Source organism: Reyranella sp., assembly GCF_965279625.1.
GTDB lineage: Bacteria > Pseudomonadota > Alphaproteobacteria > Reyranellales > Reyranellaceae > Reyranella.
The window spans coordinates 503,740-518,914 of record NZ_OZ257251.1 but is presented as its reverse complement, the minus strand read 5'-3'; the positions used below and the strand labels follow the sequence as shown (position 1 = coordinate 518,914).

Here is a 15,175-nt window from a genome sequence, read left to right as displayed (position 1 = left end):
TTTCAGATGACCGCGGGGCGAACGCTGAACGAGGCGTCATCGTCGCGTGACGTGACCGTCAGCGCGTCGGCATGAAGACGATGATGTCGTCCTTGCGCGCGAAATTCAGGAGCACGCGCGCCCGCTCGTCGAGCATGTCGGGTTCGAGGCTCTGGTTGCGCAGGGCCGCGACACGCCTCTCCCAGATCTTCCGGGTGGTCTCCGCTTCGGCGAGGTTCTGTTCGGCGATCAGGACTTCGCGCTGCAGATGCGCCATGGCCAAGAGTCCGCGATCACCATTCACCAGGTGGTATCCGAAGTATCCGAATACCGTGGCGAAGATGACGGGAGCCAAAATCTGACGCGGTCTCAACAACATATGCTGCGTTCCTGCAGGGATATGGCAACATATTGTGGCCTTCCGTCAAGAATTTTCAATTCGCGCGGCGAGATCCCGGCCACTCCGCCCCCAAGGACCGTCCAGGGTGCGACATTCATTTCGACTGTTTCGGTTATTTCGTTTATTTCGTTTGCGGCCCCCGCTGGTCAGGCTTCAACGCCCACCACAGCCCCGCCAGGACACAGCCGAGCCCCAGCAGAGCGGCCACGGGCAAGGGCTCGCCCAGCAGCGCCGTGCCGCCCAGCGCCGCGGTTACCGGACCGAGGCCGAGGAACAGCGTCACCAGGCTCGGCGGTGCGTTGCCGAGCGCATAGACCCAGAGGAAGAAGCCGACGCCGCTCGACACGCCGATGAAGGCGATGGCCGCGATCTCGCCCGCGGTGAACGAGGGCCAAGCGGCGAAGAAGCCTTCCGTGGCGGCCATGCCGGCGAGCGCGAGCACGGCCACGAACATGGCGAAGGCGGTCACGTGCAGCGCCGAGCTGCGCGCCACATAGGGCGCATAGAAGATCGAGCAGAGCGCGCCGCAGAGGGCGGCACCGAGCGCCGACAGCGTCCCCAGCCAGACCGATCCGTGCTCCGGCTGCGCCGTCATCGCGGCCCCTCCGAGCGCGATCGCCACGCCCGCGAAAGTGAGCAGCGAGCCGCCGACTTTCGCCATCGTCAACCGTTCCCGGCCGAGCAGTGCCGACAGGATCATGGTCATGAGTGGAAAGGTCGAGAACAGCAGCGAGGCCCGCGCCGCCGGGATGTGCAGCAGGGAATAATTCAGCAGCACGATCAGCGCTGCAAATTGTCCGATGCCCAGCAGGCCGATCGGCAGGAGGTCGCGGCCGGCGATGCGCCGCCACGGCCGTAACCACAGCGCCGGCACCAGGCAGATCAGCCCGACGAGATAGCGCAGGAAGCCGAGCGAGCCCGGCCCCGCTGCATCGACGACGTAGCGCGTCGCCACCATGGCGGCGCCGACCTGGATGCCGGTCCCGGCCGCGGCCCAGAGCGGGCCGGGCCGCTTCACAGGTCGAGGTTCCAGAACTGCCCGACCAGCTTCTTGCCGAAACTGTCGTGCTTCTCTTCCTTGATGAGCCGGAAGCCGGCGGCGATGTAGATCTTGCGCGCCGAGACCAGAATGTCGTTGGTCCACAGCATCAGCTTCCGGTAGCCCTTGGCCCGTGCATCCTCGATGCAGGCCGAGACCAGGCTCTGGCCGATGCCCAGCCCGCGCGCCGTCGGCTCGACATAGAGCATGCGGAGCTGGCCCGTGGCCTTGCCGGCCCGCACCAGGAAGACCGATCCCACGATCTCGCCGTTGCGCTCGGCGATCCAGCAATTGTCGGACGTCGGGTCGAACTTGCGGATGAACTTCGCGGAAATTTCCGCGAGCATCGCCTCGAAGCTGCCGTCCCAGCCATGCTCGTCGGCATAGAGCTGGGTCTGGCGGCGGATGATCCAGCCCATGTCGCCGGGCTGATGCGGCCGCAGGGTGAAGGGCGTGCGCTTCTCCGGCGGCTCGTCGAGCAGTCTCTCGACCGTCTCCAGGGCCTTGACCAGCCTGTCCTGCCGCGCGACCGGCAGTTCGGCCAGCAGCCCGGCAATGTCCTGCCGCGACTGCTCGTTCATCGCGGCCCAGAGCTGCTGGCCCTTGGCGGTGAGCGCGAGCTGCGTCTCGCGCTTGTCCTGCTGGCTGCGCGTCCGGGCGAGACAGCCCCTCTTCTCCAGCCCCTTCAACAGGCGGCTGACATAACCCGGGTCGAGACCGAGATCGCGGCACAGTTCCTGCGCCGTCGGCCGGTCGCGATTGGCGATTTCGTAGACCAGTCGGCCCTCCGGCAGCGTGAAGGGGCTGTGCAGCAGCGTCTCCTCGAGCACGCCGATGCGGCGGGTATAGAAACGCGAGAAACGACGAACCGCCTCGATGCGGGATGCGAGCGACGACGCTGCCATGGCAACCTCCGAGATGGTTGCTATCGTCAATTACTTATTTGCCTTCGTCAACTAGATGCAGCACCCATCGGCACCACCCTCATACCTCCCCGTCGTCTCGACCGGAGCGCCTAAGGCGCGGAGCGGAGAGACCTTCTCTCTACCACTTGCCGCCTGATCGTTGAGCGAAGGTCTCTCCGCTACGCCTCGCTCCGCGAGGCTCCGGTCGAGACGACGGAAATACGAAACGTCGGCATGAAAAAGGGCCGCCGCAGCGACCCTTGATCGTCTCGATCGGTCCCGGCTCAACCGCGCAGGATCGAGGTCCCGGCGTAGCGGGCCTGGGTGCCGAGCTGCTCCTCGATGCGCAGGAGCTGGTTGTACTTGGCCAGGCGATCGGAGCGCGACAGCGAGCCGGTCTTGATCTGGCCGCAGTTGGTGGCGACGGCGAGGTCGGCGATGGTCGCGTCCTCGGTCTCGCCCGAGCGGTGGGACATGACGGCGCCGTAGCTGGCGTTGCGCGCCATCGAGACCGCTTCCATCGTCTCGGTCAGCGTGCCGATCTGGTTGACCTTGACCAGGATCGCGTTGGCCAGCCCGTCCTTGATGCCCTGCTCCAGCCGCTTCGGGTTGGTGACGAAGAGGTCGTCGCCGACCAGCTGGATCTTCTTGCCGAGCTGGTCGGTGATGGCCTTCCAGCCCTTCATGTCGTCTTCGGCCATGCCGTCCTCGATCGACACGATCGGGTAGCGCTTCACGAGATCGGCGTAGTAGTCGACCATGCCGGCGGCATCGAACGACTTGCCCTCGCCCTCCATCTCGTACTTGCCCTTCTTGAAGAACTCGGTCGAGGCCGGATCGAGCGCCAGCATCACGTCCTCGCCGGGCTTGTAGCCGGCCTTCTCGATCGCCTTCATGACGAAGGACAGCGCCTCGTCGGCGGTGGCGAGGTTCGGGGCGAAGCCGCCCTCGTCGCCCACGTTGGTGTTGTGGCCGGCATCGTGGAGCTGGCCGCGCAGCGCGTGGAAGACCTCCGCGCCCATGCGCAGCGCCTCGGCGAAGCGGTCGGCCTTCACCGGCATGATCATGAATTCCTGGATGTCGATCGGATTGTCGGCATGGGCGCCGCCGTTGATGATGTTCATCAGCGGCACCGGCAGCACCGAGGCCTGGCTGCCGCCGACATAGCGGTAGAGCGGCAGGCCGCTGTCCATCGCCGCGGCCTTGGCGACGGCGAGCGAGGCGCCGAGGATCGCATTGGCGCCGAGGCGGCCCTTGTTCGGGGTGCCGTCGAGCTCGATCAGGGCGCGGTCGATCTTGATCTGCTCCAGCGCGTCGAGGCCGGACAGCAGGTCCATGATCTCGCCGTTGACGGCGGCGACCGCCTTCAGCACACCCTTGCCGCCATAGCGCTTCTTGTCGCCGTCGCGCAGCTCGACCGCCTCATGCGCGCCGGTCGAGGCGCCGGACGGGACGGCCGCGCGGCCGATCGCGCCGCTGTCGAGTTCGACTTCGACTTCGACGGTGGGATTGCCACGGCTGTCGAGGATTTCGCGGCCGCGGACTTCAGCTATGGCGCTCATGAGAAAAACTCCTGTTGGGCGCGGCCTGTCTAGCCCGCACCGACGGCGGGGAGCAAGTGACGCGATGGCGCGCGCTTTCTATACTTCCCGGCGAAAATTGCCGCCGCCTGGGAGAAAACAATGCCCGACCAGACCCATCAGCATCAGGCCACCGCCTCCGTCGAGGCGCGGACCGATGCCATCGAGGCCGCGTTTCACGAACGCGGTATGGAGCCCGCCAACTTCATCCGCGAGTTCAAGCATCTCGCCGAGGAGGAATGGGTGCCGGAGAACGGCGCCCGGGTGGTCGCCAAGGCGTGGACCGATCCGGCGTTCCGCGAGCGCCTGTTCGCCAACGGCCGCGACGCCGTCACCGAACTCGGCCTCTCGATGCCGCCGCACCACCGGCACCTGGTCGTGCTGGAGAACACGCCGAGCGTCCACAACGTGATCTGCTGCACGCTCTGCTCGTGCACCGCCTTCTCGATCATCGGCCTGCCGCCGGACTGGTACAAGGACCTGGAGTACCGCGCCCGCGTCGTGCGCCAGTCGCGCACCGTGCTGAAGGAGATGGGTCTCGACCTGCCGGCCGACATGGAGATCCGGGTCTGGGATACGACGGCCGACACGCGCTACATGGTGCTGCCGGTGCGCCCGGAGGGCACGGAGGGCTGGTCCGAAGAGAAGCTCGCCGGGCTGGTCACCAAGGATTCCATGATCGGCGTCTCGCGCCTCTAGAACCGGAGAGACATCATGGACGGCATGCACGATCTCGGCGGCAAGCAGGGCTTCGGCCCGGTCCGCTATTCGCTCCGCGCCCAGACCTTCCACGAGCCGTGGGAGAAGCGGGTCAACGCGCTCTATTCGCTGGCGGTGAAGCTCGGCATCTTCAACATGGACGAGTATCGCCACGCCATCGAGCGCATGGAGCCGCGGCACTATCTGTCGGCCAGCTACTACGAACGCTCGCTGACCAGCCTCGCCACGCTGTGCGTCGAGAAGGGCATCCTCACCCAGCAGGAGCTGGAACGGCGCGCCGAGGGCGCCTTCCCCCTCGCCTCGCCCAGCGCCCCCGGCCGCAGCAACGTGGTCACGCGCGAGACGCTGAAGGTCGGCGACAAGGTTACGGTCAAGACGGACTACGTCCCGGGCCATGTCCGCATGCCGGGCTACATCCGCGGCAAGAGCGGCGTGGTGGTCGGCGTGTCGCCGGCCTATCCGTTCCCCGACGCCCATGGCCACGGCATCGAGGCCGAGGACGAACCGACCTATGACGTCCGCTTCGACACCCGCGACCTATGGTCCGACTCCGCCGACCCGGCCTTCGTCCATGTCGGCGTCTTCGAGAGCTACCTGGAGCGCGCGAAGTAGACCGTTAGAGTTAAGATCCGTCGTCTCGACCGAAGCGCCCCCTCGGAAGCGCTCGGGGCAGGCTCTCCGCTACGCCTCGCTGTGCGAGGCTCCGGTCGAGACGACGGACTTTTTGGGCTCCGCCAGGATCACGACTCCAAGAGATCAGCGCCAGGCGCTCTTCAGCGCCTGGTCGGTCTTCCACTTCTCCACCGCCGCGACGTCGTCGCAGGTGAAGGCCTGCGGGTTCTTGCGCGGGCTCGCTTCGATCCAGGCGAAGACCAGGCACTGGCCATAGGTCTTGTCGCCCTGCTTCGTCTCGAACTTCACTTCCGTCGATGTGGCGGCCCCGGCCTTGGCGTCGCCGTAGTCGTCGATCACGGGCGTGATCTCGCCCACGCTGCGGCCGGCCGTCTTGTTGTCGGCGTACCATTTGGCGAAGGCCGCGAACTGCTCGCCCGCCACGCCTTTGCCGTCGGCGGCAACGTAGGCCTTGAGGTCGCGCACGAGGGCCTGGGCCGCCGCATTGGCTTTCGGCTCGGCGGCCTTGCGGCGTTCGGCGAGCCTTGCCTGCAGGGCCTTCAACGCGTCGGCGTTGGAGGGCGGCGCGGGCTGCAGAGGTACCGGGGCGGCGGTCTGCGGCGGCGGCGATTCGAGGCGGCGGATGGGCGCGCGGGCGGCCTCGGCATTGAGCTGGGCCGCTTCCTGCGGCGTGAGCTTGCCGACGACCGGCGTGTTGCGTCCCTTCTGCCAGTCGCCGATCGCCTTCACAGTGGCTTCGGACTGCAGGTTGCCGTCGATCGGGCCATTGTACTTGTCGAGGGTGCGCAGGGACTCCTGGATCTTCCTGCGGTCGGCATCGGGACTGTTGAGTACGGTGGTGTAGTCGGGCGCCGGCGCCGGGCGCGCTGCAACGGGCGCGGGAGCCTGAGCCGGCGGCGCGGCTGCGGCGCCCCCGCCTCCCCCACCCGCACAGGCGCCGGGATTCTGGAAGCAGCGCTCGACCTCGCCCGCACTCTGCGCGAGCCCGACAGCAGGCGCCAGGAGCACCAGGGAGACGAGGCTCGCCGCGAGACGCATCTCAGATGCCGCCATAGGTGTTGGCGGCGAGCGGCGCCGGGAGGCCGATCACCATCACGACGGGCTGGCCGCGACCGGTCTGCCCGCGGGCGATGATGTGGTCGTTGGGCGCTCCGGTCTTGCTTTCGTAGCTGCCGCGGCCGGCGAACTTCCCGCCGAAGCAGGAGAGCGAGAACTGGCCGCTGCCGGGGGTCTCGTTGGTCATGGTGCCGTTGCAGACCTGCTCGCCCCGGGGATTCTCGACCGTGAAGGTGACGGAACGGTCCCGGCCGATCAGCGCGCCGTAGCGGACCAGGCCATTGAGACGCGCAATGTTACCGCGATCGTCGCGATAGAAGATCGAGGTGGGCCCGTAGGCGTCGTCCGGCATCGAGGACTTTGGAACCACATAATTCTCGTCGCTGATCACGACCTGGCACCGGCAGTCGACGCCGTAATTCTCGCCCAGCGGGCCGAGCTCGGCGAGCCGCCGGTTGCAGTTCGATACGGCAATCTGCTGCACCTCGCTCTCGCTCTGCTGCCCGCGCGTATAGGCGTCGGCATAGAGGAAGGCGCATTGCTTCGGCATCGGAATCGCCACGACCTTGTGGCTGGCCGAATTGGTCTCGGTGTTCACCCAGTAACGGTTCGCCATCTCAGCAAAGCGCAGGAAGATGGGATCGCGCCGTTCGGCCTTGCCATAGGACTGTGCCCAGGCGGTCGACCCCAGGATCGGGCCGAGGGAGACGACGGCGAGCAGGACGAAGGCGGCAATACGGAACATGGCGGCAATTCACCTGAAAAAGGTGACGGAAATGCGACCCGGCCGCGGCCTCGTCCTTGTCTAGACGAGGCGACTCTGTGTCTTGGCCGCGCCAATGAACGAGGTGAACAGCGGATGCGGCGCGAAGGGACGCGACTTCAGTTCGGGATGGAACTGGACGCCGATGAACCAGGGATGGTCGGGAATCTCGACGATCTCGGGCAGAATGCCGTCGGGCGACATGCCCGAGAAGCGCAACCCTACCTGCTCCAGCCGGTCCTTATAGTTGACGTTCACCTCGTAGCGATGGCGGTGCCGCTCGCTGATCACGTCCTGGCCGTAGATCTCGTGGACCTTGGTGCCGGGCCGCAGATGCGCCGGATAGGCGCCGAGCCGCATCGTGCCGCCCAGGTCGCCGTCCGCAGAGCGCTTCTCGAGCTGATTGCCCTTCATCCATTCGGTCATCAGGCCGACCACCGCATGGTCGGTCGGGCCGAACTCGCTCGACGAGGCCGTCTCGATGCCCAGCAGGTTCCGCGCCGCCTCGATCACCGCCATCTGCATGCCGAAGCAGATGCCGAAGAACGGCACCTTGCGCTCGCGGGCGAACTTGACCGCGTGGATCTTGCCCTCGGTGCCGCGTTCGCCGAAGCCGCCGGGCACCAGGATGCCGTGGACATGCTCGAGATGGCTGACGGCGTCGTCGCGCTCGAAGATCTCGGAGTCCATCCACTCGAGACTGACCTTCACGTTGCTGCCGAAGCCGCCATGCGTCAGCGCCTCGGACAGCGACTTGTAGGCGTCGAGCAGCACCGTGTACTTGCCGACCACCGCGATGGTCACCTTGCCCTCGGGCTCGCGCACCGAGCGCACGATACCGCGCCAGCGATCGAGGTTGGGCTCCTCCGCCGGCAGGCCGAAATAGCGGCAGACCTCGCGGTCGAACCCGCGGTCGTGATAGGCGATCGGCACCTGGTAGATCGTGTCGACGTCGCGCGCCTCGATGACCCGCTCGGGCTTCACGTTGCAGAACAGTGCGATCTTGCGCTGCTCGTTCTGCGGGATTTCCTTGTCGCCGCTGCGGCAGACCAGCAGGTCGGGCTGGATGCCGACGCTCAGCAGTTCCTTTACCGAATGCTGGGTCGGCTTGGTCTTGAGCTCGCCCGCCGTCGGCACCCACGGCAGCAGGGTGAGATGCACGTACATCGTGCGCTCGCGCCCAAGTTCGTTGCCGACCTGGCGGATCGCTTCGAGGAATGGCAGGCTCTCGATGTCGCCGACCGTGCCGCCCACCTCGACCAGGACGAAGTCTTCCTTGTCGGTGTCGGTGAGGACGAATTCCTTGATGGCGTCGGTGACGTGCGGGATCACCTGGACCGTTGCACCGAGATACTCGCCGCGCCGTTCCTTGGCGATCACGGTCGAATAGATACGTCCCGTTGTAATGTTGTCGCTCTGGCGGGCATCGACCCCCGTGAAGCGTTCGTAGTGCCCGAGGTCGAGATCGGTTTCTGCCCCGTCGTCGGTCACGAAGACCTCGCCGTGCTGATAGGGGCTCATCGTCCCCGGATCGACGTTGAGATAGGGGTCGAGCTTGCGCAGCCGGACCTTGTAGCCGCGCGCCTGCAGCAGCGCGCCGAGCGCCGCCGAGGAAAGCCCCTTGCCAAGCGAGGAAACCACGCCGCCCGTTATGAAAATAAAGCGCGTCATGGGCTTACAGCATACAAGCGCTTGTGGCGCGCAGCCATGGGGATATCGCCCCGCCGGAGACATTTCGGCGGAGGTGGGAAGCTGATTTCATGTCGGCCCTTAGCGGGTGGGAGCTGCGGGTTGCGCCGGGGCGGCAGGTGCCGTCGGCGCGGGCGCCATGCCGCCGGGGGCGGCAGGCGCACCCGATCCGGCGGGCACGCGATCCATGATCGACCTTGTCGCACGAACCGGATCGGTCATGCTCCAGGCCATGATCAGGCTCAGCACGAAGAAGATAGTGGCGAAGATGGCGGTCATCCGCGACAGGATGTTGGCCTGGCCGCGCACCGAGAACAGCGCGTCCGACCGGCCACCCATGCCGAGTCCACCGCCCTCGCTGCGTTGCAGGAGGATCACGACGATCATCGCGCTCGTCACGCATACATGGATGACGAGCAGCACGAGGCGCCATTCGTGGAGAAAGTGTCTTACGGCGTCCATTTTTGTCCAGCGCTAGAAGGGCATCTTCGCCAAGCGGGCGCTTCTAGCTCCTTTAAGCGGCCTTGGCGATAGCCAAAAATTCCGCGGCATTGAGGCTCGCGCCCCCAACGAGGGCGCCGTCGACGTCGCCGGCGGCCAGGAGTTCGGCCGCGTTGCTGCCTTTTACCGACCCGCCGTAGAGCAACCGCACCCGGGCCGCCTCGCTTGTCAGCCCGCCCAGCACCTTGCGAATATGCGCGTGCGCTGCGGCGACTTCGGCCACGGTCGGTGTCTTGCCGGTGCCGATCGCCCAGACGGGCTCATAGGCAACGACCAGATTGGCGGCCGTCGCCCCGACCGGGACGCTGCCCTTGAGCTGGGTTTCGAGCACCGACAGCGTGTCGCCCGCCTCCCGCTCGGACAGGGTCTCGCCGATGCAGACGATCGGCAGCAGCCCGGCGCGCCAGGCGGCTTCGGCCTTGGCTCGCACGATCGCGTCGGTTTCGCCGCAATCGGCGCGGCGCTCTGAGTGGCCGACGATGACGTGAGTCGCGCCGGCATCCTTCAGCATCTCGGCGGAGATGTCGCCGGTATGGGCACCGCTCGCCTTGGCATGGCAGTTCTGGCCACCGACCAGGAGTCCGCTTCCGCTGGCCGCCTCGGCGACCGCGGCGACCAGGATCGCCGGCGGGCAGACCAGCAGCTCGCGGTCGCTCCAGCCGGCCTGCTTCACGCCGGCGGCAAGTTCCTTGGTGAGGGCAAGCGCATCGGCCTTGAGGCCATTCATCTTCCAGTTGCCCGCGATCAGCGGCCGCCTCGTACGCGCCATCGAATGTCCCCTTCCCGTTCGGCCCAATCTGTTGTGGGCGTATCTAAAGGCGGTGGCGTTTGCGGTCAAAGGCCGCTTGGTTGCCTGTCCATGGGGCGGGTGGTAGGCATGGCGCCCCTTCAAGAACCCTGTCCGGCCCGTGAATCAGTTCCGCAAGTACGCTCGCTTCATCGTTCTCTCCATCCTCTTCGGCATGCTGATCATCAGCTTCGGCCTGTGGGGCGTCGGCGACATGCTGAAGGCGGTCGGGCGCAGTACCGAAGTGGCGCATGTCGGCGGCACCAAGATTCCTCTCTACGGATGGGTGGGTGGTGCGCCTGTCTATGCGACCGAGGTGCGTGAGCAGTTCAATCGCCAGCTCGAGGGGATCCAGCGCCAGACCGGCCAGCGCCCGGAACAGGAGCAGGCGCTGCGCTACGGCCTGCATGTGCGCGCCCTCGAAGAGACGATCCAGCGGGCCGTCCTCGACTACGCCGTGCGGGAGTTCGGCCTGACGGTGAGCGACGAGGAAGTCCGCGCGGCGATCGCGCGCAACCCGGCCTTCCAGGGCACCGGTGGGGCGTTCGATCCCCTGCTCTATCGCAACCGCCTGCAGCAGGCCCGTATCAGCGAGCCGCAGTTCGTCGCCGACATGCGCCGCGAGATCGCCGCCAGCCAGCTGTTCGGCGTCGTTCGCGCCGACGGCCTCGCGCCGGTGACGCTGCGCAACGACATCTTCAAGCTCGAAAGCGAGAAGCGCACCGCCGAGACGATCTACGTTCCCGATTCCATCGTCGTGGATGTCCCCAAGCCGACGCCGGAACAGCTCAACACCTATTTCGAGGCCAACAAGGCCAAATTCCAGGTGCCGGAGTTCCGCGCCTTTTCCTACGTCATGATCACGGTCGACGACGTGGAGAGCCAGGTGGCCGTCACCGCCGACGCCCTGCGGCAGGAATACGATGCGCGCGCCGCCGAGTTCGGCACGCCCGAGAAGCGTGACGTCGACCAGGCGATGACCGACACCGAGGACAAGGCCAAGGCGATCATCGCCGCCGTCCAGGGCGGCAAGTCGCTGGAAGACGCGGCCAAGGAAGTCACCGGTAATGCCGACGGCGTCATCAAGCTCGGGCCCGTGACCAAGAAGGACCTGCCGCCCGGCCCGCTGGCCGACGGCATCTTCGGCTTGCCCGAAGGCATCGCGGCCGCACCGATCCAGTCGCCGCTCGGCTGGCACATCGTGCGCATCAACAAGATCGAGGCCGGCAAGTCGGTGCCGTTCGAAGAGGTCAAGGAGAAGCTCGAGAAGGACTTGAAGGCCCAGCAGGCGCCGGATCTCCTGGTCAAGCTGGTAACCGATTTCGAACGCGTGCTGGGCAAGACCCAGTCGATGAAGGCCGCCGCCGAGGATCTTGGCCTCAAGGTCAGGACGTACGAGAACGTCGACGTGCGCGGCCAGGACGCCGCCGGCAAGCAGGTCGTGATCGGGCCCGCGGCCTCCGAACTGATCCAGGCGGCCTTCGCGACCCGCGAGAGCGCGGAGAGCGAGCTTCTGGAGACGCAGCGCGGAGAATATTTCATCGTGCGCACCGACCGCATCACCCCTGCCCGCACGCCGGCGCTTTCCGAGGTCGAGGCCAGGGTCACGGCCGCCTGGCAGGCCGAGGAGCGCCGCAAGCTGGCCGACGAAAAGGTCAAGGCCGCGGTCGAGAAGGCCAATGCCGGCACCGACTTCGTGGCGCTCGCCAAGGAACTCGGCCTGGAGGCGCGCATCGCCAAGCCGGTCACCCGCTTCGAGGCCGATGCGGGTAACTATCTCAGCCAGCCGGTGGTCCAGGAGCTTTTCAAGCTGTCGGGCGACAAGAGCCAGTCGGTGAGGACCGGCGAAGGCAGCGTGCTGGTTCGCGTGAAGTCCGTCGAACCGCCGGACCTCACCAAGGACAAGGAGCAGCTCGACCGCTTCGGCAAGCAGCTCGACACGATGGTCGCCAACGACCTGATCCTGCAGCTCATCGCGGCGCTCCGCGCCAAGTACGGCGTGACCGTCGACGAGGCCGCCTTCCAGGCGACCTTCGCGACCCAGCAATAGAAGACTGCCCCATGTCGATCTCGCCCGACTTCGACGCCTTCGCGGCGCGCTATGACTCCGGCACACCGCAGGTCGTCTCGACCAAGCTGGTCGCCGACCTCGAGACTCCCGTCTCGGCCTACCTCAAGCTGGCCGACGGCCGCGCCAACTCCTTCCTGCTCGAGTCGGTCGAAGGCGGTTCGGTGCGCGGCCGTTATTCGATCATCGGCTTCAAGCCGGACGTCGTGTGGCGTTGCCGCAAGGGGCAGGCCGAGATCAACCGCCGCGCCCATACCGATTCCCAGGCCTTCGAGGCGCTCGAGGGCCGGCCGCTCGAAACGCTGCGCGCCCTGATCAAGGAATGCCAGATGGAGCTGCCGGCGGACCTGCCGCCGATGGCTTCGGGCCTGTTCGGCTTCCTGGGATACGACATGGTCCGCGACATGGAGCGGCTGCCCGACACCAATCCCGATCCGATCGGCCTGCCCGACGCGATCATGGTGCGGCCGACCCTGATCTGCATCTTCGACCGGCTCGAAGACAACGTGACCCTGGTCACGCCAGTCTGGCCGCAGAAGGACATCAGTGCCCGCGCCGCCTACGAGGCCGCGCAGGAGCGGCTGGCCGATGCCGTCTCCGACTTCGAGCGCACGCTACCCTTCCGCAGCGACAGCGCCGACGACCTCGACGCCCTGCCCGAGCCGCAGGCCAACATGTCGAAGGACGATTTCAAGAAGATGGTCGAAACCTGCAAGGAGTACATCCGCGCGGGCGACGCCTTCCAGATCGTGCCGTCGCAGCGCTTCTCGCTGCCCTTCAAGCTGCCGCCGCTGTCGCTCTACCGGGCGCTGCGCCGCATCAACCCCTCGCCGTTCCTGATCTTCTTCGACTACGGCGACTTCACCATCGTGGGCTCTTCGCCGGAGATCCTGGTCCGGCTGCGCGACGATACCGTCACCATCCGTCCGCTCGCCGGCACGCGCCGCCGCGGCGCTACGCCCGAGGAAGACAAGCAGCTCGCCGAGGAACTGCTGGCCGATCCCAAGGAGCGCGCCGAGCACCTGATGCTGGTCGACCTCGCCCGCAACGATGTCGGCCGCGTCTCGAAGATCGGCTCGGTCCGCGTCGTCGAGCAGTTCACCATCGAGAAGTACAGCCACGTCCAGCACATCAGCTCCCATGTCGAGGGCAAGCTCGAGGACGGGCTCGATGCGATCGACGTGCTCAAGGCGGGCTTCCCCGCCGGCACGCTCTCGGGCGCGCCGAAAGTGCGCGCCATGCAGATCATCGACGAGGTCGAGCCGGTCCGCCGCGGCATCTATGCCGGCTGCGCCGGCTACTTTGCGGCCAACGGCACGATGGACACCTGCATCCTGCTGCGCACCGGCCTGGTGAAGGACGGCACGATGTACGTGCAGGCCGGCGTCGGCGTGGTGGCCGATTCCGACCTCGAAGCCGAGTACCAGGAGAGCGTCGCCAAGGCCAAGGCCCTGGTCCGCGCCGCCGACGAAGCCGTCCGCTTCGCCAGCGCCGGCCAGTGGAGCGCCGGCAACACGCGGCGCTGAGTCGGAGCGGACCGATCGAAGGTCCGCCCTCGTTGTCATCCTGAGCGAAGCGAAGGATCTCGCGCCCGCCAGGAGTAGCTTGGTCGCTCGGCTAGGTCCTTCGTTGCGCTCAGGACGACCGATGCTCCCTAAGGCAGGGCGTCCGGCGAGAAGCCCGCCGGCGGCTTGAAGCGGGTCTTGAAGGTCCGCGACCAGGCCTCGTTGGCGATGCGCTGCGCGTCGCGCAGGATCTTCTCCTCGTCCATCGTCAGCACGGCGCCGTCCTTCATCACCCATTTGCCGTCGACCATCACCGACTGAACGTCGCGCGCCTGGCCGTTGTGGACGAAGTCGGAGACGACGCGCAGCACCGGGATCAGGTGGGCGCGCTGGAGGTCGACCATGATCAGGTCGGCCTTGTTGCCGGGCGCCAGCCAGCCGCCGTCGGGCACGCCCAGCGCCCGGTAGCCGTTGCGCGTCGCCCAGCGCAGCGCCCGCTCGGGCGTCGGCTCGCGGCCATCTTCGCGGCGGACACGCTCCATGAACAGGCCGGTGCGGACCACCTCGACCATGTCCTCGGCCATATTGTCGGAGCCCATGCCGATGTTGCAGCCGTAGCCTTCCAGATCGGCGATGCGCGGGCTGAGGCCGCGGCGCGCGGCGATGGCCGAGTTGAACGAAACGTTGACCTTCGCTTCGCCCAAAAGCTTCTCCTCCGACGGCTCCATGCAGCGGCAATGGGCGCAGATGATGCGGTCGTTGAGGAACCCGAGATCGGCGAGATACTCGGTCGGCAGGCGGTTGCGATGGGCACGCACGGCCGCGACCTCGCCCCAGATCTGGTTGAGATGGATGGTGATGCGCGTGTCGAGCTGCTTCCGCAGCGCGCTCAGATCCTGCAGCAGCTCCGGCGAGCACATGTCGGGCGCCCAGGCCGAGATGGCGATGCGCATCCGCCCATTGGCCTTGCCATTCCAGTCACGATGGTTTCGCTCGATATTCTTGATGTGGTTCTGGCCGAGCGCACGGTCGAGCTGGTAGGGCGCGGGATCGCCGATCGAGGTGCCGATGCGGTCGTAGGCGCGCTCGGCCAGCAGGAAGCGCATGCCGGTATCGGCCAGGGCGCCGGCATAGTGGTCGACGTCGTTGGAATCCTCCAGCACATGCGTGGTGCCACTGCGCAGTGCCTCCACGGCGCCCAGCAGGGCAAAGGCGCGGCGTTCGTCGGGCGTCATCTCGGGCAGCGGGATCGGCGACAGGCCGCCCGAGAAGGGCGGCTTGTGCGGCGGTGACAGATCCTCGAACACGCCGCGCGCCAGGGTCATCGTGAAATGCGTATGGATGTTGGCGAAGCCCGGCATCACCAGCTTGCCCGCGCCGTCGATCTTCTCGGCCGTGGGATACCGCGCCAGCAGCTCGGCGCTGGGCCCGATGGCGGCGATACGGTCGCCTTCAATGGCGATGGCGGCGTTGTAATGGACGCTGTCGGCATCGTCGACGGTGACGATGGCGGCGTTGTGAATCACGATGGTCAAGGTTTCCTCCTGGCG

14 protein-coding genes are annotated in these 15,175 nt (G+C 66.8%); 4 read left to right on the top strand and 10 right to left on the bottom strand.

The window, feature by feature from the left end; all coding sequences use genetic code 11:
* Positions 1-58 precede the first annotated feature (58 nt).
* From ACQY78_RS02330 to eno, 4 genes are all read right to left on the bottom strand, one after another.
* Entirely contained in the window at positions 59-358 is a 300-nt protein-coding gene (locus tag ACQY78_RS02330) for an FtsB family cell division protein (protein ID WP_428682360.1), read from the bottom strand.
* 142 nt (positions 359-500) lie between these two features.
* On the bottom strand, positions 501-1,397 hold the full coding sequence (locus ACQY78_RS02325; RefSeq protein ID WP_428682358.1) for a DMT family transporter: 897 nt from the start codon (positions 1,395-1,397) through the stop codon (positions 501-503).
* Complete coding sequence (locus ACQY78_RS02320) at positions 1,394-2,323, bottom strand: bifunctional helix-turn-helix transcriptional regulator/GNAT family N-acetyltransferase (RefSeq protein WP_428682356.1); 930 nt, start codon at positions 2,321-2,323, stop codon at positions 1,394-1,396. Before ACQY78_RS02320 ends, ACQY78_RS02325 begins: the two co-directional genes overlap by 4 nt.
* Positions 2,324-2,607: 284 nt before the next feature.
* Positions 2,608-3,885, bottom strand: a complete 1,278-nt coding sequence (eno, locus tag ACQY78_RS02315) for a phosphopyruvate hydratase (RefSeq protein ID WP_428682354.1) — start codon at positions 3,883-3,885, stop codon at positions 2,608-2,610.
* Positions 3,886-4,005: 120 nt separating this feature from the next.
* Here eno and nthA point away from each other — a divergent pair, with 120 nt between their 5' ends.
* Positions 4,006-4,602: a nitrile hydratase subunit alpha gene (nthA, locus tag ACQY78_RS02310; RefSeq protein ID WP_428682352.1), complete on the top strand. Its 597-nt coding sequence runs from the start codon at positions 4,006-4,008 to the stop codon at positions 4,600-4,602.
* Positions 4,603-4,617: 15 nt separating this feature from the next.
* Positions 4,618-5,235: a nitrile hydratase subunit beta gene (nthB, locus tag ACQY78_RS02305; RefSeq protein ID WP_428682350.1), complete on the top strand. Its 618-nt coding sequence runs from the start codon at positions 4,618-4,620 to the stop codon at positions 5,233-5,235.
* Between the two features lie 144 nt (positions 5,236-5,379).
* Here nthB and ACQY78_RS02300 read toward each other — a convergent pair whose 3' ends face one another.
* The 5 genes from ACQY78_RS02300 to tpiA all read right to left on the bottom strand — a co-directional run bounded on the left by ACQY78_RS02300 (position 5,380) and on the right by tpiA (position 10,034).
* Positions 5,380-6,294, bottom strand: a complete 915-nt coding sequence (locus ACQY78_RS02300; RefSeq protein ID WP_428682348.1) for a peptidoglycan-binding domain-containing protein — start codon at positions 6,292-6,294, stop codon at positions 5,380-5,382.
* 1 nt (position 6,295) lies between these two features.
* Positions 6,296-7,057 (bottom strand): hypothetical protein, encoded by a 762-nt coding sequence (locus ACQY78_RS02295; RefSeq protein WP_428682346.1) that lies wholly within the window; start codon positions 7,055-7,057, stop codon positions 6,296-6,298.
* A gap of 60 nt (positions 7,058-7,117) precedes the next feature.
* Positions 7,118-8,746, bottom strand: coding sequence for a CTP synthase (locus ACQY78_RS02290; protein ID WP_425065980.1), 1,629 nt, complete (start codon positions 8,744-8,746; stop codon positions 7,118-7,120).
* 99 nt (positions 8,747-8,845) lie between these two features.
* Positions 8,846-9,226, bottom strand: coding sequence for a preprotein translocase subunit SecG (gene secG, locus ACQY78_RS02285; RefSeq protein ID WP_428682344.1), 381 nt, complete (start codon positions 9,224-9,226; stop codon positions 8,846-8,848).
* Positions 9,227-9,278: 52 nt separating this feature from the next.
* The gene (tpiA, locus tag ACQY78_RS02280) at positions 9,279-10,034 is read right to left on the bottom strand and encodes a triose-phosphate isomerase (RefSeq protein ID WP_428682342.1); all 756 of its coding nucleotides are present in this window, start codon (positions 10,032-10,034) and stop codon (positions 9,279-9,281) included.
* A gap of 139 nt (positions 10,035-10,173) precedes the next feature.
* Here tpiA and ACQY78_RS02275 point away from each other — a divergent pair, with 139 nt between their 5' ends.
* Complete coding sequence (locus tag ACQY78_RS02275) at positions 10,174-12,102, top strand: peptidyl-prolyl cis-trans isomerase (protein WP_428682340.1); 1,929 nt, start codon at positions 10,174-10,176, stop codon at positions 12,100-12,102.
* An 11-nt stretch (positions 12,103-12,113) separates the two neighbouring features.
* Entirely contained in the window at positions 12,114-13,646 is a 1,533-nt protein-coding gene (gene trpE, locus ACQY78_RS02270) for an anthranilate synthase component I (RefSeq protein WP_428682338.1), read from the top strand.
* Between the two features lie 128 nt (positions 13,647-13,774).
* Here trpE and ACQY78_RS02265 read toward each other — a convergent pair whose 3' ends face one another.
* Positions 13,775-15,151 (bottom strand): amidohydrolase family protein, encoded by a 1,377-nt coding sequence (locus tag ACQY78_RS02265; protein WP_428686317.1) that lies wholly within the window; start codon positions 15,149-15,151, stop codon positions 13,775-13,777.
* Positions 15,152-15,175: the final 24 nt, after the last annotated feature.

Bases quoted from the DNA above. Each gene is read 5' to 3' on its own strand.
- ACQY78_RS02330 (WP_428682360.1), bottom strand. From the start codon at position 358: ATGTTGTTGAGACCGCGTCAGATTTTGGCTCCCGTCATCTTCGCCACG.
- ACQY78_RS02320 (WP_428682356.1), bottom strand. From the start codon at position 2,323: ATGGCAGCGTCGTCGCTCGCATCCCGCATCGAGGCGGTTCGTCGTTTC.
- eno (WP_428682354.1), bottom strand. From the start codon at position 3,885: ATGAGCGCCATAGCTGAAGTCCGCGGCCGCGAAATCCTCGACAGCCGT.
- nthA (WP_428682352.1), top strand. From the start codon at position 4,006: ATGCCCGACCAGACCCATCAGCATCAGGCCACCGCCTCCGTCGAGGCG.
- nthB (WP_428682350.1), top strand. From the start codon at position 4,618: ATGGACGGCATGCACGATCTCGGCGGCAAGCAGGGCTTCGGCCCGGTC.
- ACQY78_RS02300 (WP_428682348.1), bottom strand. From the start codon at position 6,294: ATGCGTCTCGCGGCGAGCCTCGTCTCCCTGGTGCTCCTGGCGCCTGCT.
- ACQY78_RS02295 (WP_428682346.1), bottom strand. From the start codon at position 7,057: ATGTTCCGTATTGCCGCCTTCGTCCTGCTCGCCGTCGTCTCCCTCGGC.
- ACQY78_RS02290 (WP_425065980.1), bottom strand. From the start codon at position 8,746: ATGACGCGCTTTATTTTCATAACGGGCGGCGTGGTTTCCTCGCTTGGC.
- secG (WP_428682344.1), bottom strand. From the start codon at position 9,226: ATGGACGCCGTAAGACACTTTCTCCACGAATGGCGCCTCGTGCTGCTC.
- tpiA (WP_428682342.1), bottom strand. From the start codon at position 10,034: ATGGCGCGTACGAGGCGGCCGCTGATCGCGGGCAACTGGAAGATGAAT.
- trpE (WP_428682338.1), top strand. From the start codon at position 12,114: ATGTCGATCTCGCCCGACTTCGACGCCTTCGCGGCGCGCTATGACTCC.